Genomic DNA, 22,483 nt, shown 5'->3' with positions numbered 1-22,483 from the left:
CTTTGCATAGTTTCTTTTGATTTTAAGGGATGAAATGGAATATTTTAGAAAGAATATTATGAAGTTTTTCTTAATATGTCAACAATAGGAAAACCACGCAGGCTTTTACACCTGCGTGGCACTTCATTCATTATGAAATTCAATGGGTTTTAGATTAGTTTCCCATCTGTTTTGCAACTTCTTCTGCGAAGTTCTCTTCTTTCTTCTCGATACCTTCGCCAGTCTCGAAGCGGATGAACTTCGTAACTGTTACTTTTGCGTTGTTCTCTTTTGCTACCTTGTCAACATATTTTGCAACAGTAAGGTCGCTGTCCTGAACATATACCTGATCGAGCAGGCAGATCTCTTTCATCTCTTTGTTGAGACGTCCGATGATCATCTTTTCGATGATGTTGTCCGGTTTCTCCGGGTTCTCTTTCTTAGCCTGAGCAAGAAGGATCTCTTTCTCGTGATCCATGTATTCCTGAGATACTTCGTCACGGGATACATACTTCGGAGACATAGCAGCAACCTGCATAGCTACGTTCTTCAGGCATGTCTTGATCTCATCGTTTACAACATCTGTATCAGCAACTACAAGGACACCGATACGTCCGCCGCCGTGGATGTAGGATACAACACATCCGTTCTCAGCGTCTACTCTCTCGAATCTTCTGATGTTCAGGTTCTCTCCGATCACTGCGATCTTCTCTACAAGAGCGTCTTTTACAGTCTTGGATGCATCAGCTGCCCATGCCTCTGCCATGAATGCATCCATGTCAGCCGGATTATTATCTGCAACCTGATTTACAACTGCCTCTACGAAGCCCTGGAACTCATCGTTCTTAGCAACGAAGTCTGTCTCGGAGTTAACTTCAACGATCGCTGCAACTTTGTCGTCTCTTACAACAGTCTTAACGATACCCTCTGCTGCGATTCTTCCGGCTTTCTTCTCAGCTTTTGCCTGTCCGTTCTTTCTAAGGAACTCAATAGCCGCATCCATATCGCCATTTGTCTCTGTAAGGGCTTTCTTGCAGTCCATCATGCCTGCGCCTGTCATTTCTCTTAATTCTTTTACCATTCCTGCTGTGATTGCCATGATAAATTCCTCCATTAAATCAAGATATTACTCTTCTACAGCCTCTTCTGCTTCGTCAGCAGCCTCTGCCTCATAGTACTCTTCCTCTGTGTCTGCAGCCGCACCCTGGTTTGCCTCGATAACAGCGTCAGCCATCTTGGAAACGATCAGTTTCACTGCTCTGATAGCATCGTCGTTACCCGGGATTACGTAATCCAGCTCTTCCGGATCGCAGTTTGTATCGCAGATACCGATCAGCGTGATTCCCAGTGTGTGAGCTTCCTGTACACAGATTCTCTCTTTTTTCGGGTCTACTACGAAGATTGCATCCGGCAGTCTCTTCATCTCTTTGATTCCGCCGAGGTTCTTCTCAAGTTTTGCCCACTCTTTTTTCAGAGCGATAACTTCCTTCTTCGGAAGTACGTCGAATGTTCCGTCTTCTGACATAGCCTCGATCTCTTTGAGACGTTTTACACGGCTCTGGATCGTCTTGAAGTTTGTGAGCATACCGCCCAGCCATCTCTCGTTTACATAGAACATACCGCAGCGCTCTGCTTCTGTCTTGATCGCATCCTGAGCCTGTTTCTTTGTTCCTACGAAAAGAATTGTGCCGCCCTCTGCAGCGATGTCAGAAACGGCTTTATATGCGTCATCAACCATTCCTACAGATTTCTGCAGGTCGATGATGTAAATACCATTTCTCTCTGTGTAGATATACGGAGCCATTTTCGGGTTCCATCTTCTTGTCTGGTGTCCGAAGTGTACACCTGCTTCTAAAAGCTGTTTCATTGAAATAACACTCATGTTTCTTTCCTCCATTTGGTTTTTGATCTTCCGTATGTTTTCTTCCCTGAGACCTTCCGGTGTATCCGGTTTCGGCACCGTCAGGAAAATCCGCATACGTGTTTTTTTGCAACATTTGCAGTATATCACAGATAAATATGCATTGCAAGAAGTTTTTCCCATTATTGCGGTAACAGTTCAGTCATGGCGCGGCTGAACTGTTACGCTTTGCGGATGACGCTCTGACAGCCCGCTTTATCAGAGTTCCTGATATATCACTTTTCCTTTCTTCTGCTCCGACTTCATAAGGGAAGCGTGTTTCACTGTCATCACTGCTTTGCCCAAATGCACCTGATACGGTTTCTTTGCAGATACTTTCCGGATCAGCGTGATATGTGGAACAAAACTGCTTCTGTCATATGGGATTCCTTCTTCATCCAACGCAGATCTCAATTCCTTTACATAGGCTTTCAGCTTCTGGTTGCCCTTTACTCCTGCCCAAAGGATATTACCAAAATTTCCTTTCTCTGACAGGTTGAGCCTGAATTCCGGCATAGGCACTTTTTTGATTACTTTCTTTACTTTTTCCGGATCATCGTATTCGCCGATAAATGCAAGCGTCATATGCAGATTTTGCGCCGGAACATAGTTTCCCTCCACGCCCTGCTTCTTCAGGTTATGCATACAGTTGATCAGCGCTTTCTTCATTTCGTCTGAAAGTTTTATCGCAATAAACAGCCTCATATTTCTCTCCTCAGTCATCCGGGTCTGTGCTTTATCAGGCTCCGACATATATATTTATAATGTCTACAACGCTCCCGAGATACATACTTCCGAATAAATTCAGGTGATTCAGGAGCTGATACAGGTCATACAGTTTTTTACGCTGTGAATATCCTGATTTATCGATCGGATTAACCTCTGCATATGCCGCATAAAATCTCTCCGGAAGAATTCTGTTCCCCTGCATACTCTTTTATCATTTCTTCTACTGCCTCCACACTCTCGCCGGTCTCGTCGGGCCTCCCGATCACGACAAGCACCGCACCGGCCATTTCCGCCGCCTCAGCCTTTTCATCGAAGCCGCCGGCTTTTCCAGTCTCTTTCGTAACAAAATAGGCCGCCTTTGTCTGACGAAGCAGAGCAAGATTCAGATCCGGCGCAAAAGGTCCCTGCATGGCAAACAGATGACTGCCTTCAAAACCGAGCCTCACGCTCTCCTTCACAGTCGGTTCCGTGGACAGCACTCTTGCGAAACAGCGCTCCCGGTAGTTATCAATTTCTGTATACAAATGCAGCTCTTTACTGCCTGTCGCGATCAGGATATTTCCTGTAGTTTTTTTCAGATACTCCACCGCGTCCTGCACAGACTCTGTATATATGATCCGTTCATCCTGTGTATCTTCTTCACCCGCCGCTCTGTCTTCCTTTTCTGATGTCTCTGCTGACTGTCCGGATGAAGCTCTCTTTTCGAACGGTCTCACACATCGCACATAGCGGACTTTGCCCGAATATGCACGGGCTTTTTCGCAGGCTGATCTGATATTCTCCGTCACCTCCCTGGCAAAAGGATGAGTAGCGTCTATGACCAGCCGGATATCATTCTCTTCTATAAAACGTTCCATCTCTTTTTCATCCATACGCCCTGTAAGGAGAATGATATTCTCAAGTTTCTCCAGCAGGCTTTTCCCGTAATCTGTGGCCACGCTCACAAAACATCTCACTGAATTCGCAGACGCATATTCAGCCAGCGACCTTCCCTCAGTCGTGCCCGCAAAAATCAGGATTCCGGGTTTCATTCTGTCTGTATCCATATACCGTCTCCATATTTATTCATCAAATATTAATTCTTCTGTATTCTAACACGGGAAAATGATTTTGTAAAATTAGCCGATAATCAAAATAATTTATCAGATTTTTCTTGGAATTTTAACAAAATATTTATTTTTTTATTTTTTTGCTTGATTTTTAATTTTCTATCTGCTAGACTATGCCCCATAAAGACAAAGACGTCTGATGCTGAGGCAAATGGAACGCCCTCACCGATCAGGCGTCTTTTCTTTTTTATAAAAAGCAGTTTAACTCTTTTTTGTGACAAAGTACCCGGGGAATCATGAAAATCTGTTAGCTCTACAGGAAACGGGAGGTATTTCTATGGACACAGGAAACACAGGATTTATAATGATCTGCGCGGCGCTCGTGTTTATCATGACGCCGGGACTGGCTTTCTTCTACGGGGGACTTGTCAGGAGGAAAAATGTAGTAAACACAATGATGGCCTGCGTGGCGATCATGGGATTGTCCGTATTTATGTGGACACTTTTCGGATATTCACTTTCATTCGGCAGCGACCACGGCGGAGTAATCGGAAGCTTTGAATGGCTCGGATTAAACGGCGTGGGCTGGGATGCAGGTCCGTACTCTGACAGTATACCGCATCTTGTATATGCTGCATTCCAGATGATGTTTGCAATGATTACACCGGCGCTTATTACCGGTGCAGTTGTGGGGAGAATGAAATTTAAGGCACTGTTTGCTTTTATCGCTCTCTGGTCTGTCATCGTATATTATCCGATGGCTCATATGGTATGGGGTCAGGGCGGATTCCTCGCTTCCATCGGTTCTGTTGATTTTGCCGGCGGAAACGTTGTACATATCAGTTCCGGTGTGAGCGCACTTGTGCTCGCCATTTATCTTGGCAGAAGACGCGGCTATGAGAAAACTTCTTACCGCATTCACAATATTCCTTTCGTTGTTCTCGGAGCCGCTCTTCTGTGGTTTGGATGGTACGGGTTCAACGCCGGAAGCGCACTTGCAGCAGACGGACTTGCAGCACACGCATTTATGACAACATCTATTTCTGCTGCTACAGCACTCCTTTCATGGATGCTGATCGATACAATCAAAGACGGAAAACCGACACTTGTAGGTGCTTCTACAGGTCTGGTAGTCGGACTGGTTGCGATTACGCCTGGTGCAGGCTTCGTGCCGATCTGGGCATCCTTTATCATCGGCGCTCTTGTAAGCCCGATCTGCTACTTTATGATGAATATCATCAAACATAAACTGAAAATCGACGACGCTCTTGATGCATTCGGATGCCACGGCATCGGCGGTATCTGGGGAGGTATTGCAACCGGACTGTTCGGACAGAGTTCTATCAACTCCGTTGCTCAGTGGGATGGCCTTGTATTTGGCGAAACCAGGCTTTTTGTGGCACAGATCATCAGTATTCTCGTAACGGCCGCAGTGGCGGTAGTCGGATCCCTGATCTGCATCGGTATCATCCGTATCTTTACAAAACTTCGTGTTGATGAGAAAGACGAGGCACTCGGACTTGACGTCACACAGCACGGCGAGCAGGCTTATCCGTCCTTCAACGGTTTCGACTAAACCGGATCGTGCTATATAATAATGAAAGGATAGGAGGAGCATATTATGTTAATCAAAGTAGAAGCAATCGTAAGAGAAGAAATGTTCGAGGATGTCAAAGACGCCCTCAACCAGATAGAGGTCAACGGTATCACCGTATCTCAGGTAATGGGATGCGGCGTCCAGAGAGGCTATAAAGAAGTCGTCCGGGGTTCCGAAGTCGATATTGTACTTCAGCCGAAAGTCAAATTCGAGATCGTCGTATCTTCTGAGGAATGGGAGAAAAAAGTCATTGATGCCATTCAAAAGGCCGCTTTTACAGGCGATGTGGGAGATGGCAAGATCTTCAGCTATGAAATCAGAAGTGCTATGAAGATCCGTACTAAAGAAACCGGATACGATGCGCTGCAGTCGCAGCTTGACTAAGGGCTCAATTAAGCCAATATATATACATACATTCTTAACAACCTTCATAAGAACGGCCGGCGGATAAAGTCATCCGCCGGCTGAAATTTACCCTATATCCGCTGCCATTTCATACCATTCTTCTGTTTTCTTTTCTTCCCGGCTGTTTATATAAACAGTCATCCCGTCCTCCAGCCGGATTTCTAATATCGGTGAGTAACCTTTATACAGAAACATCATGCATTTCCCTGTTTCTTTCCCGCGGAAATGCCCGATATTGACTTTGTCCGTACTCCCGCCGTTTGTCCTTATGTAATCGTCATCCGGAAGCGCGCCGATCAGCTCCACTGACGCAATCTCATCTTCTCTGAACTCACAGTCATATCCCGCCGCTTCTACCGAGCATACACCGCCCGATTCAGCGAAAGCAACTTCTGCATTATCAAAGGAAGCGATAAGACTGAATGTCCATATAATAATGGCAGGTACAAAAATGATTGTCGCCGCATATAAGATCACACCGGCTTTTTTCACTCCTGGGCGTCCCCAGTTAAACGAGTAATTCATACTGTTGAACCGGTCCTGAACAAGGATATGCCTGTCATCCGGATTATTGTACCACCCGTATTTCCAGTACTCATCGTCATCCGTATAATAGGCTTCCTGATCTGACTCCAGAACTGCTTTTCGTTTCCTGACAGACGATGCAATTGCTATCAGAAGCGCCGCCGCTCCGACAGTGAGCAGGATGGAATAGACAACATAGATCCATGCCGGCAGATCCGGTCCTGCAATATAATAACCTGCCGCCATAAATATCCACGCCGCTCCGTTTGTCCACGATGCGTATACAAGCCCCGACGTCCATGCGCGCTTAGCCAGGCGGTTCACAGACAGATTGATATCGGAGTTCTCGCTGTATACTCTGTTGGCCTGCGACATGATCCCGATATGGAGCGCCATAAACAAGACACATATGCCCACTCCAGTTCCATACATGATCCAGACCACCTCAAGCTCAGCAGGATCCATCCCGTATCTTTGATCCATTCCAAGAACGAAAAACACGGTCGCCGCAGTCAGAATAATCATAGGCAGATGCCACTTCCAGTCAACGGCAAGCCTGTCTGAAGCGGCAGACACAGATGTATCAATCCGGACCAGCCGCCGGGTGCTTTCCTTCACCCACCCGCGCCTGATCTTCAGTCTGTACATCTTCCGGTGCGGAATGATGATCAGATAATAAATTCCACCGATATATTCCGCCAGCCAGATGGTCCACATAACAATAAATATAAGAAAATCCCACAGGCTCAGGAAACACACCAGAATACTGATCACCAGGTTAATTCTCTGAAACCTTTTCCAGTCTTTTTCTTGCCTGGTACAGATCGCCGACACCTCCGGATCGCCAATACAGTCCGAAGGGATATGTACTCCGAGCAGCATTCCCTCCCGGTATTCGCTCTGCTTTCCGAAAGAAAACCAGCAGATAGGTACCATCATAAGATCACACAGGAGAAAGATAAAAAATAAGATCAGATTCATAACACTCCTCCGCTTTCCGCCGGACAATAATTCTCCGGATAATATTAAAATATCAGCTCCACCGGGCACCTCACAAGCGCCGCTGTCATTCCTTCCCGTATACACTTGCCCTGTATCATGTTCCCGTCACCGCAGCTCAGCCGCGCCGCCCGTTCGCATACGTTGTCTACTCCGGTCACTTTCTTCACAAAGTCCGAACCAGTCGAAACATCCTGTACCTGCCCGAGTTCCCCGGCAGTGTATGTCACAAAAGGAATATGATACTTTTCACAAAGCTGAAGGATAGCAGACTCATCTTTCTTCAAATCTATGCTTGCCACGCTCTTTACCTGACTGATATCAAGTCCGTTTGCTCTGAGAATGTCCAGAAATCCTTCTTCCAGAACAGAATCATCTATTTGTTTTCTGCATCCGATCCCCGCGGCAATATTTCCGAGCAGAAGGATCAGCGTACACTTTTCACTATCCATTTTACAGATTTCCTGGTGCGTTCCAATCTGTATGCTCTGATTATTTGTCTCAGATGCGGCTCTCACAATAATACGATAATCATAGCTCTCCGTCTCTCTTTCTGACTCGCAGAGGATAATCTCTTTCGGCAGCCGGCCTCCGACTCTGACAGTCCGCGCTTCATTATCCAAACCTTCCGATTCTGTCCTTTCTATATAGAATGCAATCTTTTCTCCGTTCAGAACTGCCGCCGATATATTTTTTGCAGCCTCCCGGTCTGTAATCACCAGACCGTTCTTTTTGGCAAATACATCTACCGCAAACTTTCCCTGCACATCCGTAGCAGTCGTGTGGACCGACACGGCCCCGAGCAGCTCTGCGATCTTATCTGCCAGAGAAACCGCGCCTCCGACATGACCGGAGAGCAGCGGGATCACATACTGCCCCTTTTCGTCGATCACCAGTACGGGAGAATCCGTGTATTTATCTTTCACCCACGGGGCAATATAGCGCACGGCAATTCCCGCCGCTCCGATAAAGATAAACGCTGCCTGTCCCCAGCGGCCGCCGATCAGCGCCCTTTTGTCGGCCGGAAGAGGATAGGTTCCTCTCCCCGCATATTTTTCCGGCGCATATCCGCCGCATCTCCCGGGAGCCTCTTCCAGTCCGAAAGCTCCTCGTATTATTTCACACAACCGCCTGTTTAATTCCGTTCCCGCAGCCGTAAAGCTGAGGATGATCACATCCATGCCTTTCAAAATGTTCATCACATCCGTCCTCTATCCTGAATCTTCCACTGTGCTGTACCGTCTTGATACTCCCCCCGGCTTACAGCCGCAGTCCTTTGATGTCTTTGATTCTGGACAATATCGTATTGCAGGTACATGCGACCACCCCCGGCAGATTGTCCATTGTATTACAGATCAACTCTTCCATCTCCTCATTGGAGGATGCCACTGCATGGACATGGAGTCTGCTTTTTCCTGTCACACGGTAAATCTGTGTGATCGTATCGTTCTTTTTCAAAATCTCCGCCACTTCCGCCAGCATATCCGGCTTTGTCTCGATCTCAAAATAGCAGGAAACCGCGCCGCTGATCTTCTGCGGATTAATGATCGTCGTATATTCTTCAATGATGCCTTTCTGCTCGAGCGCCTGCACACGCATTTTCACAGCTACCCGTGAAATCCCGACCTGCTGCCCGATCTCCGAGTATGACATTCTCGCGTTCCGGATCAGCAGGCTGACGATCTTCTGATCCAGCTCGTCCAGTCCGTCCATAAACATACGCAGCACCTCCTTTGCAGTTCATATTATAAATATACAAAAAATAATAGTCAACGTTGACATTCTATCTTCCGGGAATTATTATATATTACGAATGTTAATTATAAACTTACGAAAAGAAAGATGTGGATTGAAATGGAAAATGAACTGACACATGGTCCTGTCATGAAAACGATGCTGAAGTTCGCCATCCCGATGATACTCGGAGATCTGCTGCAGCAGTGTTACAATATTGCAGATACGCTGATCGTGGGACGTTTTCTCGGAGCAGACGCCCTCGCCGCGGTCGGTTCGGCGTTTTCTCTGATGACATTTTTAACCTCGATACTTCTCGGACTTGCCATGGGGAGCGGAACTGTATTCTCCATCCGGTTCGGCCAGAAAGACGAGACAGCGCTGAAGGAGGGGGTGCTGGCGTCTTTCGTTCTCCTCGGAGTCGTGACGGTCATCCTGAATATTCTCGTCTTCGCCGGTGTCGACTGGATCATCTGGTTTCTGCGCACACCGGATGAACTGACCGTGTTAATGAAAGATTACCTGATCGTGATATTTGCGGGACTGGCCGGAATCTTCCTGTATAACTTCTTTGCTTCTCTTCTGCGCTCCCTGGGGAACTCCGTCGTTCCTCTTGCCTTTCTGGCAATATCCGCAGGATTGAACATCATACTTGATCTGCTGTTCGTCGCTGTACTGAACCGCGGCGTGGCAGGCGCTGCAGAGGCGACCGTCATCGCCCAGTATGTATCAGGAATCGGAATCGCGGTTTATACAAAGATCAAATTCCCTCATCTGCTCTGCCTGGACGGAAGAATATGCCTGCGCAGATCGCGCATAAAAGAGATTACCAATTTCTCCGCCCTCACCTGTTTGCAGCAGTCGATCATGAACCTCGGGATCCTTGCCGTACAGGGGCTTGTCAACAGCTTTGGCACGACGATCATGGCCTCGTTTGCCGCAGCGGTAAAGATTGATGCTTTTGCCTATCTCCCGGTACAGGATTTCGGAAATGCATTTTCAATCTTCATCGCGCAGAATTACGGCGCAGGACAGACCGGGCGTATCAAAAAAGGAATCCGGGCGGCAGTTGCGACATCTGTCGGTTTCAGTCTGGTCATTTCACTGCTTGTCTGTATATTCGCCGGGCCTCTGATGTCACTGTTTATTGACTCAGGTGAAACCGCCGTCATATCCGAGGGCGTCCGCTATCTGCGCATCGAAGGGGCTTTCTACGCGCTGATCGGTATCCTCTTCCTGCTCTACGGACTGTACCGTGCATTGGGAAAACCGGGGATGTCTGTAGTCCTGACAATCATGTCTCTCGGAACCCGTGTAGCCCTTGCTTACGCACTGTCCGCTCTCCCTGTTTTCGGGGTCGCGGGAATCTGGTGGTCTGTTCCCGTCGGCTGGTTCCTCGCGGATGCTCTGGGAATCGGATATTATCTTATAAGACACAAAAAGCTGGTCCCGTAGACCGGCTTTTTGCATAAAAGGCAGGAATAATTGTAAGTACTTCTTCTGAAAATTCATCTTACAAGCAGCCAGTTGGCGCGGAACGGACGCATCAGGTTCCAGTACCTTGCTCCGGACAGCCCGAACTCTCTGATCAGCTCCCACTTCGCAGTAATACTCCTTACGTCCTCAAACCATACAATATGTTCCATCCCGTTCTTCCGGTATGTGAACCACGGGCTCTGCGAGATCCGCGCATATTCAATGGAGGCTCCGTTTTCTGATGCTGTCTCCACAGCCTCTGCATTCCCGATCGATCTTGCCCTGGTAATCCCTCTCTCATAAGGCAGTGTCCAGTCATATCCGTAATTCGGGATGCCCAGTATAAGCTGCCCCGGCTGTATCTGTGTGACAGCATACTCCACCACTTCACGTACTTTATCGAGCGGGGCTACTGCCATAGGCGGCCCGTAAGTATAGCCCCACTCATAAGTCATGAGAAATACGGCATCTGCATTCTGACCCAGCAGAGCATAGTCCACTCCCTCTACAAGGATCCCTCTCTGCCTGTTGGAACTCTTGGGCGCAACAGCTACCGTTACCCGGCAGCCGTACTCGTTCATCTTCTCACGCACCCGACCGGCAAACAGGGCGTACTGTTCACGGTTTTCAGGGAGGATATACTCAAAGTCTATATCCACACCTTCGTATCCCTTTTCCTGTACAGTATCCACCATCTGCCTGATCAGCTTATCCTGGAGCTCCCGGTTCTCCACAAGGACTTTAATCAACTGATTGTTAAACGCCCCTTCTGAAGAAAAGGGCGTCAGAACCATCCACGGCGCTGCTCCCGCGCTGATCGTCCGGTCAAGCATCCACTGCTCATCCTGAGGCGGCGGGACAAGATCTCCTTCGAATGTGAAGCCGTAGGAGAATACAAGCATCTCGCTCAGCGCCGTCAGCGCCTCTTCCAGCACAGGAGGATCGACAAACGGATAGGCATATCCTCCTATGATCAGTCCGTCGCCAAGCCCTCCCGTCTCTCCTTCTCCCAAGAGGAGCAGTGCCTGACCGGGCACGAGTCTGTCACTGTATATCAACTGATTGTCAGATATGATCTTCGCAACAGGGATCTGTGTCTCATTTGAGATTTTTTCCAGCGTGTCACCGTTTTTCACTACATAAATCATAAAATCACCCCCGCAAGGAAAGCATATGCTCACCTGCGGGGGATTATGACTTTTTCATGCGTACTGACTATTATACAGTTCTGCATAAGCGCCTCCCGCTCTCAGCAGTCCTTTATGATCCCCTTTCTCGATAATATCTCCGTTCTGCATAACGAGGATCAGATCCGCATCGACGATCGTAGAGAGCCGGTGCGCGATAACAAAGCTTGTCCTTCCTTTCATGAGTTCATTCATCGCTTTTCCTATCTCCATCTCTGTCCGGGTATCCACACTGGATGTGGCCTCGTCAAGGATCAGGACAGCCGGATCGCAGAGCATCACCCGGGCGATCGTCAGAAGCTGGCGCTGTCCGGCTGATATATTCTCTGCATCGCTGTTCAGCCTTGTATCATACCCCTGAGGCAGTGTACGGATAAAGAAATCCGCCCTTGCCGCTTTCGCCGCCTCAATAATCTCGCTGCGGGATGCCCCGGGCTTTCCGTATGCGATATTCTCCGCTATTGTACCGTCAAAAAGCCATGTATCCTGGAGCACCATGCCGAAATTCCTCCGCAGCTCCCCGTAAGACATATCCGCAGTATTTCTGCCGTCCAGCAGAATCCGGCCGCTGTTTATCTCATAGAATCTCATCAGAAGATTGATAAGCGTGGTCTTCCCTGCGCCCGTACTCCCGACAATAGCGATCTTCTGTCCGGGATGGGCGGTAAAACAGATATCTTTCATCAGCGGCTTATCCGCCGAATACCCGAAGCGCACATGACTAAACTCGACTCTTCCTTCCGCGGCATCACCTTTGGATCTGCTCTTTGCGATCGGGATCTCTCCGTGAGTCTCTGCCGTTTGCCGGGGATCGGGACGTATTTCTTCTTCATCGAGCAGTTGAAAGATCCTCTCCACAGACGCGATGGATGACTGCAGGGAATTGATCATATACGCCGCCTCTGTCAGAGGCTCCGACGCCTGGTACACATACTGGAAAAATGCCTGGAACACACCCACGCTCAGCACTCCGTCGATCAGGAGCTTCCCGGCAAATACAGCAATCGCCGCCTGCCCGAGCCGGTTCACCAGACGAATAAACGGATTGACCGCGTTCATCATAAAATCTGCTTTTCTCGATGTCTCCGCAAGTTCTTCCACCGCCTCTCTCATATCCCTGGCACTTCTGTCTTCCCTGTTAAACGCCCGGATAACGGCACGTCCGCTGTATGATTCTTCCACCTGTCCGGTCACCCTGCTGACCGCCTGCTGCCTTCTGGCCGCATAGCGGAGCGTCCTGCCGGCAAAAAATCTGGTAGATACCATAGACAGCACGGTAAATACAAGAAAAACCAGCGTAAGTCCGATGTGAAAACGGAACATCATGATCACAGAACCTGCTACCATCCCCACCGCCGTAAATAATTTCAAAAGCCCTGTCTGCATGACTTCGGACATTTTATCCAGATCGTTTGTCGCACGGCTCAGCACCTCACCGGGCTTATGGCTGTCGAAAAACGACAGCGGAAGCCGGTCAAGTTTACGGCTTATCTTTGTCCGCAGCTCAAGGCTCAGCTTCTCGGCAAAACTTGCCATAAGAAAGCTCTGGAATGTATAAAGGATACCTGTCACTGTGTAGATCAAAAGCAGGAGCATGATCTCCCGCCCCACAGGATCCCATGTCACCCGGAAGACGCTTTCGCCTGATACGGCCGCCCTTATCTCCTGAAAGAGCATATCTACGATCTTTGCACTGTACACAGGAGCTGCCACAGAAAGTATAGTATAAAAAACAACGGAAACCGATACTACAATAAGCCGGATACGCTGTCTGCCCATGGACTTCCAGAGACGTTTCACCGTCGAACCTGCATCAGACGGTACTTCGATCTCCATGTCGTCCGAATATGGCATTGTTTCGTTTTCTGCCATTTTATACGCCTCCCTTCATCTGTGATTTCGCAATTTCCCGGTAGATACTGCATTTCTCCATCAGTTCTTCATGCTTTCCGATTCCGGCGATCCTGCCCTCGTCCAGGACAATGATCTGATCTGCGTTCAGGATCGTATTGATCCTCTGTGCAATAATGAGCACGGCCGCATCAGATATTTCCTGTTTCAGTGCTTTTCTGAGCGCCGCATCTGTCTTAAAGTCCAGTGCGGAAAAGCTGTCGTCAAAAATATACAGATCTGCCTTTTTCATCAGCGCACGGGCAATAGAGAGCCTCTGTTTCTGTCCGCCGGAATAGTTTGTTCCGCCCTGGGCGACATGAGCGTCAAGCCCGTTGGCAAGCCCGCTGACAAAATCCGCCTGGGCAACAGAAAGTATGCGGCGCATCTCTTCTTCCGACGCCTCTTCATTTCCATAACGCAGATTGTCTGCAATAGTTCCCGAAAACAGCCATGCTTTCTGCGGCACATAGGAAATCTGACTTCGCAGTTCATTCTGAGTCATATCCCGGACATCCATACCGTTGACCGCAACCTCACCGTCCGTCACATCATAAAAGCGCAGGATCAGCCTGGCAAGGGTCGACTTCCCGCATCCGGTCCCCCCGATCACTGCTGTAGTCTCCCCCCGCCTGCATATAAAGTCAAGATCAGACAGCGCATATTCATCCGCATCCGGGAATCGGAATGAAACATGATCAAACTTCACCACGATATCTTCCGCATATGCAGACGGACTTATTTCACCTGCGCTCTTCATTCTGTCACATATCTCCGGCTCTGTCTCAAGGACTTCCTGAATACGACGGATGCAGACCCGCGCTCTCGGCAGGAGTATGATCACCATCTGGGCCATAATGATGTAAAACAGGATCAGGATCGAATATTCCGTAAGCGCCGTAATATCACCAATTTCCATATATCCCGCTCCGATCCGGTCGCCGCCCAGCCACAGAATGGCAACAATACAGATATTGATCACGAAAAATGCTGTGCTTTCCAGTCCGGCAAACAGAAGATTCGCACTGATGGAAGTCTCTGCGTAATCCTCAAAGGATTTCCTCATCCGCTTCTCTTCATCCTTTTCCTTGCGGAAGGCACGGATCACCCGCACACCTGTCAGGTTCTCCCGGAGCACAACGTTCATCCTGTCAAGAAGCTGCTGAAGCCTCCCGAAAATCTGAGATGCCCTGCGTGTTACAACAAGCGCGAGGACAATGATCAGCACAGTCACGCCGATCAGCAGGAACCCCATCATCGTATCCACAGCAAATGCCATGGCAACGCCCATCACGCACACTGCCGGAACCGGGAGCACCATCTGTATACACCAGACGACGGACTGCTGGATGATATTGATGTCATTGAGGGTGCGTGTGATCATAGAGCCGGTTCCGAACCGGCTGAAGTCATGTTCCGAAAATGTAAGCGATTTCTCATAAACGGCATTGCGCATATCACGCCCCAGTTTTGCGGACAGATCAGCACACAGCCAGCTTCCGATCAGGGCACCTGCTCCGGCGAGGATCGTGACCGCCAGCATGGCAATTCCCTTTTCGATAATATATTCCATGTTGCCCGTCTTCACGCCAATATTGATCATATCCGCCGTAAGCCTGGGGACGAGCAGGCCGCCCGCCACATCCAGCAGCATGGCAAGGATCGTAAAAACACATAGTCTCCTGTATGGTTTTAAAAATTGAAATACTGTCTTCATCCATTCTGCTCCCCGACCATTTTTTTCACTCCTCTGCGGAAATTTTCCACATACTTCTCGTACAGGCGGATAAACATCTCCCTCTCATCCGGTTCCATGCCAAGTAAAGAATCATTCTCCAGTTCTATGACCGGCCGTATCTTCTCCTCAACGAACTGTCTGCCCTTCTCCGTCAAAAAAATCTTCTTATCCCTGCCTGTTCCTTTTTCCAGATACAGGATGCCCTTTCTCTCAAGATTGCGCACAGAAGAATTGATCGTCTGCTTGCTCGTGAACGCTTCCCGGCAGATATCTCTCTGGAGACATCCGTCGCCCAGCACACAGATTGCGTACAGGATAGAACAGGCGCTGTCTGACATTCCCGCATACAGTGCGATATCATGATAGAGGTCATCCTGTTCCTTGTATAACCTGTTAAATTTCTGAATTTCTGTTTCCTGATGTAACTGCATCTTTCCATCTCCTTAGTCCGATTTCGTACCAAGAATTGTAGTCCGAAATCAGACTATTGTCAAGTACAAAAAGAACGCCATGATCTGTACATTTATCTGTACATTTCATGACGCCCTTTTCATTTACAGCTTTTTCAACGCCGGTATCCCGTCCGCCGCAAGGCTGTCAAAGCTCCACACATCCGCGCTCCAGCCAAGAGTCTCCGTATAGAACGCTTTTTCTTTCGCCTGCTCCTCTGTAACCGCAAATATCCGGTCCGCATTTGTATCGTTCATACTGCTGTGGCTGTCCGACGTTTCCAGTTCATATGCGCTGCTCGACATACCGAGCACCTCCCAGCCGGAGATCCTGTTTGCATTTGCGCCAGTGCTCAGGCTGACTGCGCTCTCTACCGCCGCGCTTCCGCTCTGCGGCCCGCCGATGATACCTCCGTTTCCAACCGGAGCCGGAGCTGTAATATTTACTTTTGTGACCACTCTTCGGATCGTTCCGCCGCCCTGCCATCCGGTGATCCCGCCGGCACGGACGCCCATCGGATGCACGCTTGTTCCTTCGATCGAGCCGCTCACAACGCAGTCCTCCATAATCTTTCCGTCGAACTGCCCTGCTATGCCTCCCATAGTATTATTGGACCGTATGGAAATGTTCTCCACGGAAATCCTCCTGATCTCACTGTCGGCTATCGTTCCTGCAAGTCCGCCTGTCTGATTCGTATCATTGTTAATGGTCAGATCTTTCACACGGATATCCGTTACCACAGAATGTCTGATATCATTGGAAAGAGCTCCTTTCTGGGTATTCTGCGTAAGAGTCGTCCCTTCGATCGTCAGATTCGAGACAGACGCCCCGTCTGTTTTCTCAAAGAGTACCGCATCCAGCCCGGATATGGTATGGCCGTTTCCGTCCAGCTCACCGGAGAAAGTCCCCGGAACTGCGAAATCTACACCTGACAGGCTGCTAAAATCAAGATCTTCTTCAAGCACATACTGCTTTTTCAGTGATCCCGCGGAATCCCCGATGGCAAGAAATTCCTCCACCGTGGTAATCTTCCTGTCATTTACCGTCACACTCATATCGCCATATTCATAATACCCTTCCGTCTTCGTCTTCACGAGCGGGAGCGCCATATCCGTATCTTCCACCCGGATATTTCCAAGCGACACTTTCTTTGTCTTCACTGCGAAGAGCGCCTGCGCATCTCCCTCATAAAAAGGCGCAGAAATAGTCAGGTCAGTCACCTGCGCATACTGCAGATCCCCGAACAGAGGATACTTCATCCCGGTCATGCTGTACCCGTTTCCGTCCAGCATCCCGATAAATCTTCCCGGAATATAGCTGTCGCCGGATGCTGTTACATCTGTGAAATCAATATCCTGTTCCAGCCTGTAATATCCATATGCATTCTGCGCGGCGTATTGGATCAGTTCTTCTGCAGATGTGACCGGTATCACCGCCGGGCTCTCATAAATACCGCCGTTGCTGAAGTCCCCCGTCACACGCTTGACCATACCGTAGATCATCCGTTTTGTCTCGAAGCTCTGGTTCGTATTCCCGTTCACTGTATCCGCCTCAAATGCCGCTTTAAACTGCGCAATGACTGTATCTTTATCAAAATACGGAATCTGGTCCAGCTTCTGCTCCACTTCCCGGTAACGGTTCAGCTTATAGTCTCTCCATGTGATATCCGGATCCCCGGTGATCTTGCGCAGTGCGTCCAGATCATTTTCACTGAGCGCGGACATAAATACCTGGTAGCCCTTTTCATAGCCTGCGAGCCCCAGCATCTCCTGCCCCAGCCGCTTGAAGGAATGGGTATCCGGCGAGCCGTTATCATTGTGAGACTGATACCAGTTCATCGTGTAAAACGACTCAAATCCATAGCTTCCGTCTGTAGCCGTGCCTGTCTTTTCCGGATAAGACGCCGCATTGCGGACGGAAATCCTGTTATCCCACAAATCTTCCATGCTGTCGAGATCCATTGTGTCAATTTCTTCTGCCGTAAGTTTCTTGTAGGTAGTAGTCATAGAAGCATTGCCGCCCGCGGTATGTTCCGCCTGTACGGCCACCGCCGCCTGCTGCTGCGGAGTCAGTTCAAAAAAAGCCTGAGCCGCCAGATAATCCAGCACATACCCGGTATCAAACATCTTTTTATAATAGCTGTGGACTTTCTGTGCAGAATTGATCCGCTCATAACTGAAATTGTTCGGCATTTCTGTCCCGATATCCATATTCTTTGCGATATTGAATACCATGACGCCATCTCTTGTCTCCTGGGCTATATTGCCGTCTGCATGGGCCTCCGCGCCGGTTCCGTTTCTTCTTCCGGCTCCCCCGTAGAAATATTTTCCATCCTGGTTATGGGCTGTTTCATGGCTGAATGTAAAGAATGTATAATCGTCTGTTCCAAGTGCAGGACTCCACATCCAGATCACGATCGTTCCGTCTGCGACCGCCGCGCTTCCATTCAGGGCACTCAGCATATCCACAGATTCATATACCCATTTCATGACCGGATCCCGTGTTTTTCCCTTTTCCTGTGCTCCTGCCGCAGCCGCCTCACTCTCCGGAAAAGCAAGCCTCGTATCGAACTGGAGATTAACAAAGCTGTTGAGCCGCTCCACGGAATTACTCATCCACCGCGAAGATACTCCGTAAAAGATCCCCATCTTCCCGGCATATTCTTCCGCAATAGCCCGGATCCGTTCACGTTCCTGCCCGTCTTTCTTAAGATACGTCTCATAGCGGTTCATGCTTCCGATCACAATCTGTGACGGCACGGAGATCAGGTACATATCCTCCTGCGGCGCGGTCAGGATCGGAAGAACAATGTTTTTCCTGCTATCGGGCAGTCCCCTCAGATTATCCCAGATACGGTAACGGATCCGGCCTTCATCGCCCGCCGCTTCCTGTTCCACTAAAATACCGCCGAAGGTATCTGCAAACCATGTGTTTCCATCCTCATATCCGCCTATGCTTTTCGCAAATCCGCCAAGGAAATCCATAAAGTCTTTCCCTGTAATATTCTTGAGCACATTGTTATAAAATGTCACTGTCTGTTTCGTGGCCCTCCAGTCTGCCGACGCACTCAGAAGACTTTCTGTCAGTACGTACGCATCGATATCTTCCGGCAATACTTCTTTTCCAAAAAACATCAAGTCACTTAAAATCACTCCGCCGTAGTCAATATGATACCATTTATCGTAATAATTGTAGGAATACAGATAACGCTTCAACACCTCATCATCACGCATGCGCTCTTCTGCAAGAGCCTTCACTGCGGGATGCGCGCAGTAAGACGGATACCACTCCTGAGAAGCGAACAGATCCGTCAGAATGCGTTCTGCTTTTCCCTGCACGCTCCCGCTGTAATAGTCCGCATACAGCCGGCTCTCCTCCTCCGGCGTGATTCCTGCGATATCTGTCTGATAGTCATATGCGGATACAGCCGCCGTCAGGTCAGAAATCACGCTTTCATCGATAGCTGCCGCATAATTGCGGAACTGATATCGGAACTCCTGCCCTTCAATCCCGTAAGACGCCACGAGATCCCCCGCTAATCCCGCATCATTCAGAATATAATCCCGCCTTGTATCATCTTCAAATATCACACGTACTTTAGCCGCTTTGCCCGGGTCTTCCCTGTGGATCCCCGGGATGTATGTTCCCTCTCCGTCAAGCGGGAGTACACATTTGATCTTCTTTGCCGCAAGGTCATCTGATCCGGAGAGCCCGTTGCCATATTCCACCCAGAGGGCCGTGTCCGCAAAAGGCATGAGATCCGCCATATTGGCATAAGCCGTCTCCCGTTCCGCCTGATAGTCTTCCTGGCGTTTCACCTCACTGTAAGAAGGAATCCCGTAATTGTTATCTTCGACAGGGGATCCGGCAAGCCGGGGAAGTTTCTTCAGGGACAGCCCGTCCAGGTACCAGATCTTTTTGTCAAATCCAAGCGTATCCTCATAGAAAGTCCGCTCATAGACCGCGTCCGTCTCTTTTACATTGTTCCTGTTATCCTCTGTTATATTTGTCTCACTGCCGGAAGCAGAATACTCGTACACCTCCCTCGCGCTGTCCAGGACATCAAATCCCGCAATCCGGTATCCTGCTCCCGTACTCATGCTCAGACTGTACTCTATCACCGGACTTCCTGTATTTGGTCCTCCGATAATACCCCCGTTTCCTTTCCTTGCGGGAGCAATGATCTCAGCCTTCGTATAACATCTGCTGATCTTTCCTCCGCCGTGCCAGCCGGTGATGCCCCCTGTTCTGGCCCCAAGGCTGGGATGATCATACGTCCCCTGCACCTTTCCGGTTACATAACAGTCCTCGATCAGCGCGCCTGTCTGTGTCTTGCCGACAATGCCTCCGACCGCCACAAGACCCTTTAGTGACACATTGACGGAAGCGCTCCTGCGAATCACAGAATCAGAAAGTCTTCCTGCAAATGCTCCCATCTCATCCACGCCGTTTGACACTGCAGAATCCACGATAAAAACATTTTCGATCAGCGACTGTCTCTGGATAGAATTGGCGAGAATTCCGCTTCTCTGCACGGTAACGGACGCATCTTCGATCACAAGATCATGGATATGTGCTCCGCTCAGTGTGTCAAACATCGAAGTCGGCAGATTCCGTATCCGGAAACCGTTTCCGTCCAGCTCTCCTGTGAATGTGCCTGCGATCGCAGGAGCATCCGCAGGAATCCCCGAAGCATCCAGATCCTCCGTAAGCTCAAATGTCCCCTTCGGCTCGTCAGCCATCTTGTCAAACAGCTCCTGCGCGCTCTTGATCAGCGGATGCTCTCCGTCCTTATCTCTGTAAGCAACCGGAAAAGCATATCCTTCTATACGGTTTCCGTCGGCATCATACCGGATAATATCCTCCTGATCGATCACCGCCGAAACCGCCCCGCTTTTCTCCTGTCTGAACTCCGAGATCCCCGTATAGAGGTCCGGCAGGCTTTCCATCCCGATCACTGCATAATAATTCTCCGGATCTTCCGGAAGACCGCCGGTAATATCAAGAAACTCTATTTCCTCTGTCTTCCCGTCTGTACTGTAATACAGTGTCGCGTCCGTAATGTCCTTCAGTTCGATGACTTCCTGTATTTCCTCATCAGGTTCTTCTGGTTCTGATGGTTCTTCCGGTTCTGACGGATTCTCAGATTCCGGCGGGTTTTCTATCCCCCGGACAAGAAGTGCCAGATCAGTCACTGTAAGCTTCCCGTCATTATTTAGATCTGCAGTTTCCTGCATATCCTCTCCGAGAAGTTCAATACCGGTCAAATGCCGCTGGATCAGTTCCACATCTGTATAATCTGCATTCCCGTCTCCGTCTATATCGCCCTTTTCGCCTTCCGCCTCTGTCCGGATGCCCGCTGACAGTGCGAGCATACTGCAGAGGATCAGCCCGGCAAGTATCTCAGGACCGTTCTTGTTCTGCTTTCTCTTCCTTGCGGCCAGGATCCCTCCCGATATAGACAGTGAGATCAGAAGCAGGATTACAAAAATGAATATTTCCCCGCCTGCGTCACCTGTCTGTACTATTTCCTGTTCTTTGCTTATTTCTTCTTCATCTTCGGAAATCTCGCCCGTAATTCCCGGTGTTTCTTCCGGATCTTCCGGCAGAGTTTCTGTTTCATTCTCAGAATCTCCCGGCGTTTCATCGGGCTCTCCGGGTACGCCTTCCCCGCCGCCATTCTCCGGTTGTTCATCTGAATCCACTGTTATCTGAAATTCAGTATCCTTCAGAAAAATATCTTCTTTTCCTTCAGATACGGAGATATCCTTTAATGTAATTGTTGTCTCTTTTGCTTCAGCCTGCGCCTTCGCAGTCAGTGTCAGCTGGAATACATCTTCGTCCTCCACACTCCCACTTTTATTTATCACTGCAAACTGCCCATTTTCAGCATTGTACCGGAGCTGTTCCCAGCCGGACAAAGTCTCAAAATCCGGCTCTTCCACAGCCTCAAAGATATCTGTATCATATGCAAGCGTCGCATACAGTGCATAGATTCCCTCCTGAATCTCATCATATCCGGCAAGCGAAAATGTAAGTATGATTTCGTCTCCGGGCGCCGCTTCTGCCGTCCCGGCCGACACCTGCATTTCCGGATTGCCTGCCCCTGATACATCTGCTCTAATCCATAAGAGTCCGCATATCAGTACCACTGCTGCAATCAGGGCTCTTACTTTCCTCATCTTCTGTCTCAATCCTTTCCGCTTATTTTATTACGGACTGATTGTATCTGTTTTTATTTTTGTATACAATAGGTTATTATTGGAAATAAATCCGCAATCAACCAGTTCAACTTAATGGAGGAATACTATGTTTCGCGAAATGCGCAGAAAAAAACAGAAATTATCAAAAGAAGAATGTGACCGCATCTTATACAATGGAACATCGGGAGTTCTGGCACTCCACGGAGATGACGGTTACCCCTATGCAGTGCCTGTAAGCTATGTCTACAATGGGGAAAAACTTCTGTTCCACAGTGCCAAAAACGGGCATAAGATAGACGCCATATTAAAAAATGCAGCGGCTTCCTTCTGCGTCATCGATCAGGATCAGATCGTGCCGGAAGAATATACCACCTACTTCCGCAGCATCATTGCCTTCGGCAGAATCCGTATTCTGGAAGACGACGTTGAAAAACGCTCCGCTATCGAAAAACTTGCAGTAAAATATGCACCTGATGACACTGCCGAAAACCGGGATAAAGCTATCGAACGGGAGTGGAAACCGCTGTGTATGTTGGAGATGGAGATAGAACATCTGACGGGGAAACAGGCGATAGAGATGATTTAAGAAAATTCCGGATTTATCTGACTGGCTGATAGTACA

At 49.0% G+C, this 22,483-nt stretch carries 17 protein-coding genes; 4 read left to right on the top strand and 13 right to left on the bottom strand.

Going from position 1 to position 22,483, the window contains the following annotated elements; genetic code table 11:
- Positions 1 to 154: 154 nt before the first annotated feature.
- From tsf to FNY66_RS13835, 5 genes are all read right to left on the bottom strand, one after another.
- Positions 155 to 1,078, bottom strand: a complete 924-nt coding sequence (tsf, locus tag FNY66_RS13855) for a translation elongation factor Ts (protein WP_087151454.1) — start codon at positions 1,076 to 1,078, stop codon at positions 155 to 157.
- Between the two features lie 27 nt (positions 1,079 to 1,105).
- Positions 1,106 to 1,861: a 30S ribosomal protein S2 gene (gene rpsB, locus FNY66_RS13850; protein WP_150311524.1), complete on the bottom strand. Its 756-nt coding sequence runs from the start codon at positions 1,859 to 1,861 to the stop codon at positions 1,106 to 1,108.
- 237 nt (positions 1,862 to 2,098) lie between these two features.
- Complete coding sequence (thpR, locus tag FNY66_RS13845) at positions 2,099 to 2,584, bottom strand: RNA 2',3'-cyclic phosphodiesterase (protein ID WP_190324847.1); 486 nt, start codon at positions 2,582 to 2,584, stop codon at positions 2,099 to 2,101.
- 34 nt (positions 2,585 to 2,618) lie between these two features.
- On the bottom strand, positions 2,619 to 2,810 hold the full coding sequence (locus tag FNY66_RS16245) for a fructosamine kinase family protein (protein ID WP_087151425.1): 192 nt from the start codon (positions 2,808 to 2,810) through the stop codon (positions 2,619 to 2,621).
- Positions 2,755 to 3,654, bottom strand: a complete 900-nt coding sequence (locus FNY66_RS13835) for a precorrin-6A/cobalt-precorrin-6A reductase (protein ID WP_229409537.1) — start codon at positions 3,652 to 3,654, stop codon at positions 2,755 to 2,757. The genes FNY66_RS16245 and FNY66_RS13835 overlap by 56 nt, the downstream gene beginning before the upstream one ends.
- 340 nt (positions 3,655 to 3,994) lie before the next feature.
- Between FNY66_RS13835 and FNY66_RS13830 the strand changes: the two genes are divergently transcribed.
- Both FNY66_RS13830 and FNY66_RS13825 read left to right on the top strand, forming a co-directional pair.
- Positions 3,995 to 5,233 (top strand): ammonium transporter, encoded by a 1,239-nt coding sequence (locus FNY66_RS13830; RefSeq protein WP_150311522.1) that lies wholly within the window; start codon positions 3,995 to 3,997, stop codon positions 5,231 to 5,233.
- Between the two features lie 45 nt (positions 5,234 to 5,278).
- A complete protein-coding gene (locus FNY66_RS13825) occupies positions 5,279 to 5,638 on the top strand; it encodes a P-II family nitrogen regulator (RefSeq protein WP_087151423.1) in 360 nt (119 codons plus the stop codon).
- A gap of 87 nt (positions 5,639 to 5,725) precedes the next feature.
- Here FNY66_RS13825 and FNY66_RS13820 read toward each other — a convergent pair whose 3' ends face one another.
- From FNY66_RS13820 to FNY66_RS13810, 3 genes are all read right to left on the bottom strand, one after another.
- Entirely contained in the window at positions 5,726 to 7,165 is a 1,440-nt protein-coding gene (locus FNY66_RS13820; RefSeq protein WP_150311521.1) for a hypothetical protein, read from the bottom strand.
- A 44-nt stretch (positions 7,166 to 7,209) separates the two neighbouring features.
- Positions 7,210 to 8,382 (bottom strand): cobalt-precorrin 5A hydrolase, encoded by a 1,173-nt coding sequence (locus FNY66_RS13815; RefSeq protein ID WP_229409536.1) that lies wholly within the window; start codon positions 8,380 to 8,382, stop codon positions 7,210 to 7,212.
- A 61-nt stretch (positions 8,383 to 8,443) separates the two neighbouring features.
- Positions 8,444 to 8,902 (bottom strand): Lrp/AsnC family transcriptional regulator, encoded by a 459-nt coding sequence (locus tag FNY66_RS13810; RefSeq protein WP_087151421.1) that lies wholly within the window; start codon positions 8,900 to 8,902, stop codon positions 8,444 to 8,446.
- A 135-nt stretch (positions 8,903 to 9,037) separates the two neighbouring features.
- Here FNY66_RS13810 and FNY66_RS13805 point away from each other — a divergent pair, with 135 nt between their 5' ends.
- Positions 9,038 to 10,372 carry an MATE family efflux transporter gene (locus tag FNY66_RS13805; protein ID WP_150311520.1) on the top strand — a complete coding sequence of 445 codons (1,335 nt, stop codon included), beginning with the start codon at positions 9,038 to 9,040 and terminating at the stop codon, positions 10,370 to 10,372.
- Positions 10,373 to 10,425: 53 nt separating this feature from the next.
- Here the strand turns inward: FNY66_RS13805 and FNY66_RS13800 are convergent, their stop codons facing one another.
- From FNY66_RS13800 to FNY66_RS13780, 5 genes are all read right to left on the bottom strand, one after another.
- Positions 10,426 to 11,541 carry a glycosyl hydrolase family 18 protein gene (locus FNY66_RS13800; protein WP_150311519.1) on the bottom strand — a complete coding sequence of 372 codons (1,116 nt, stop codon included), beginning with the start codon at positions 11,539 to 11,541 and terminating at the stop codon, positions 10,426 to 10,428.
- Between the two features lie 54 nt (positions 11,542 to 11,595).
- A complete protein-coding gene (locus FNY66_RS13795; RefSeq protein ID WP_150311518.1) occupies positions 11,596 to 13,452 on the bottom strand; it encodes an ABC transporter ATP-binding protein in 1,857 nt (618 codons plus the stop codon).
- A 1-nt stretch (position 13,453) separates the two neighbouring features.
- Entirely contained in the window at positions 13,454 to 15,187 is a 1,734-nt protein-coding gene (locus FNY66_RS13790) for an ABC transporter ATP-binding protein (RefSeq protein ID WP_150311517.1), read from the bottom strand.
- The gene (locus FNY66_RS13785) at positions 15,184 to 15,639 is read right to left on the bottom strand and encodes a MarR family winged helix-turn-helix transcriptional regulator (RefSeq protein WP_150311516.1); all 456 of its coding nucleotides are present in this window, start codon (positions 15,637 to 15,639) and stop codon (positions 15,184 to 15,186) included. The genes FNY66_RS13790 and FNY66_RS13785 overlap by 4 nt, the downstream gene beginning before the upstream one ends.
- Before the next feature lie 123 nt (positions 15,640 to 15,762).
- Positions 15,763 to 21,840 carry a ZmpA/ZmpB/ZmpC family metallo-endopeptidase-related protein gene (locus FNY66_RS13780; protein ID WP_150311515.1) on the bottom strand — a complete coding sequence of 2,026 codons (6,078 nt, stop codon included), beginning with the start codon at positions 21,838 to 21,840 and terminating at the stop codon, positions 15,763 to 15,765.
- 127 nt (positions 21,841 to 21,967) lie between these two features.
- Here FNY66_RS13780 and FNY66_RS13775 point away from each other — a divergent pair, with 127 nt between their 5' ends.
- Entirely contained in the window at positions 21,968 to 22,447 is a 480-nt protein-coding gene (locus FNY66_RS13775) for a pyridoxamine 5'-phosphate oxidase family protein (protein ID WP_150311514.1), read from the top strand.
- Positions 22,448 to 22,483: the final 36 nt, after the last annotated feature.

The sequence above is a fragment of the Mediterraneibacter catenae genome (genome assembly GCF_008691045.1).
In the GTDB taxonomy this organism is placed as follows: Bacteria; Bacillota; Clostridia; order Lachnospirales; family Lachnospiraceae; genus Mediterraneibacter; species Mediterraneibacter ornithocaccae.
Note: the sequence above shows the minus strand (reverse complement) of the source record. Positions and strands in the feature narration are given on the sequence as shown.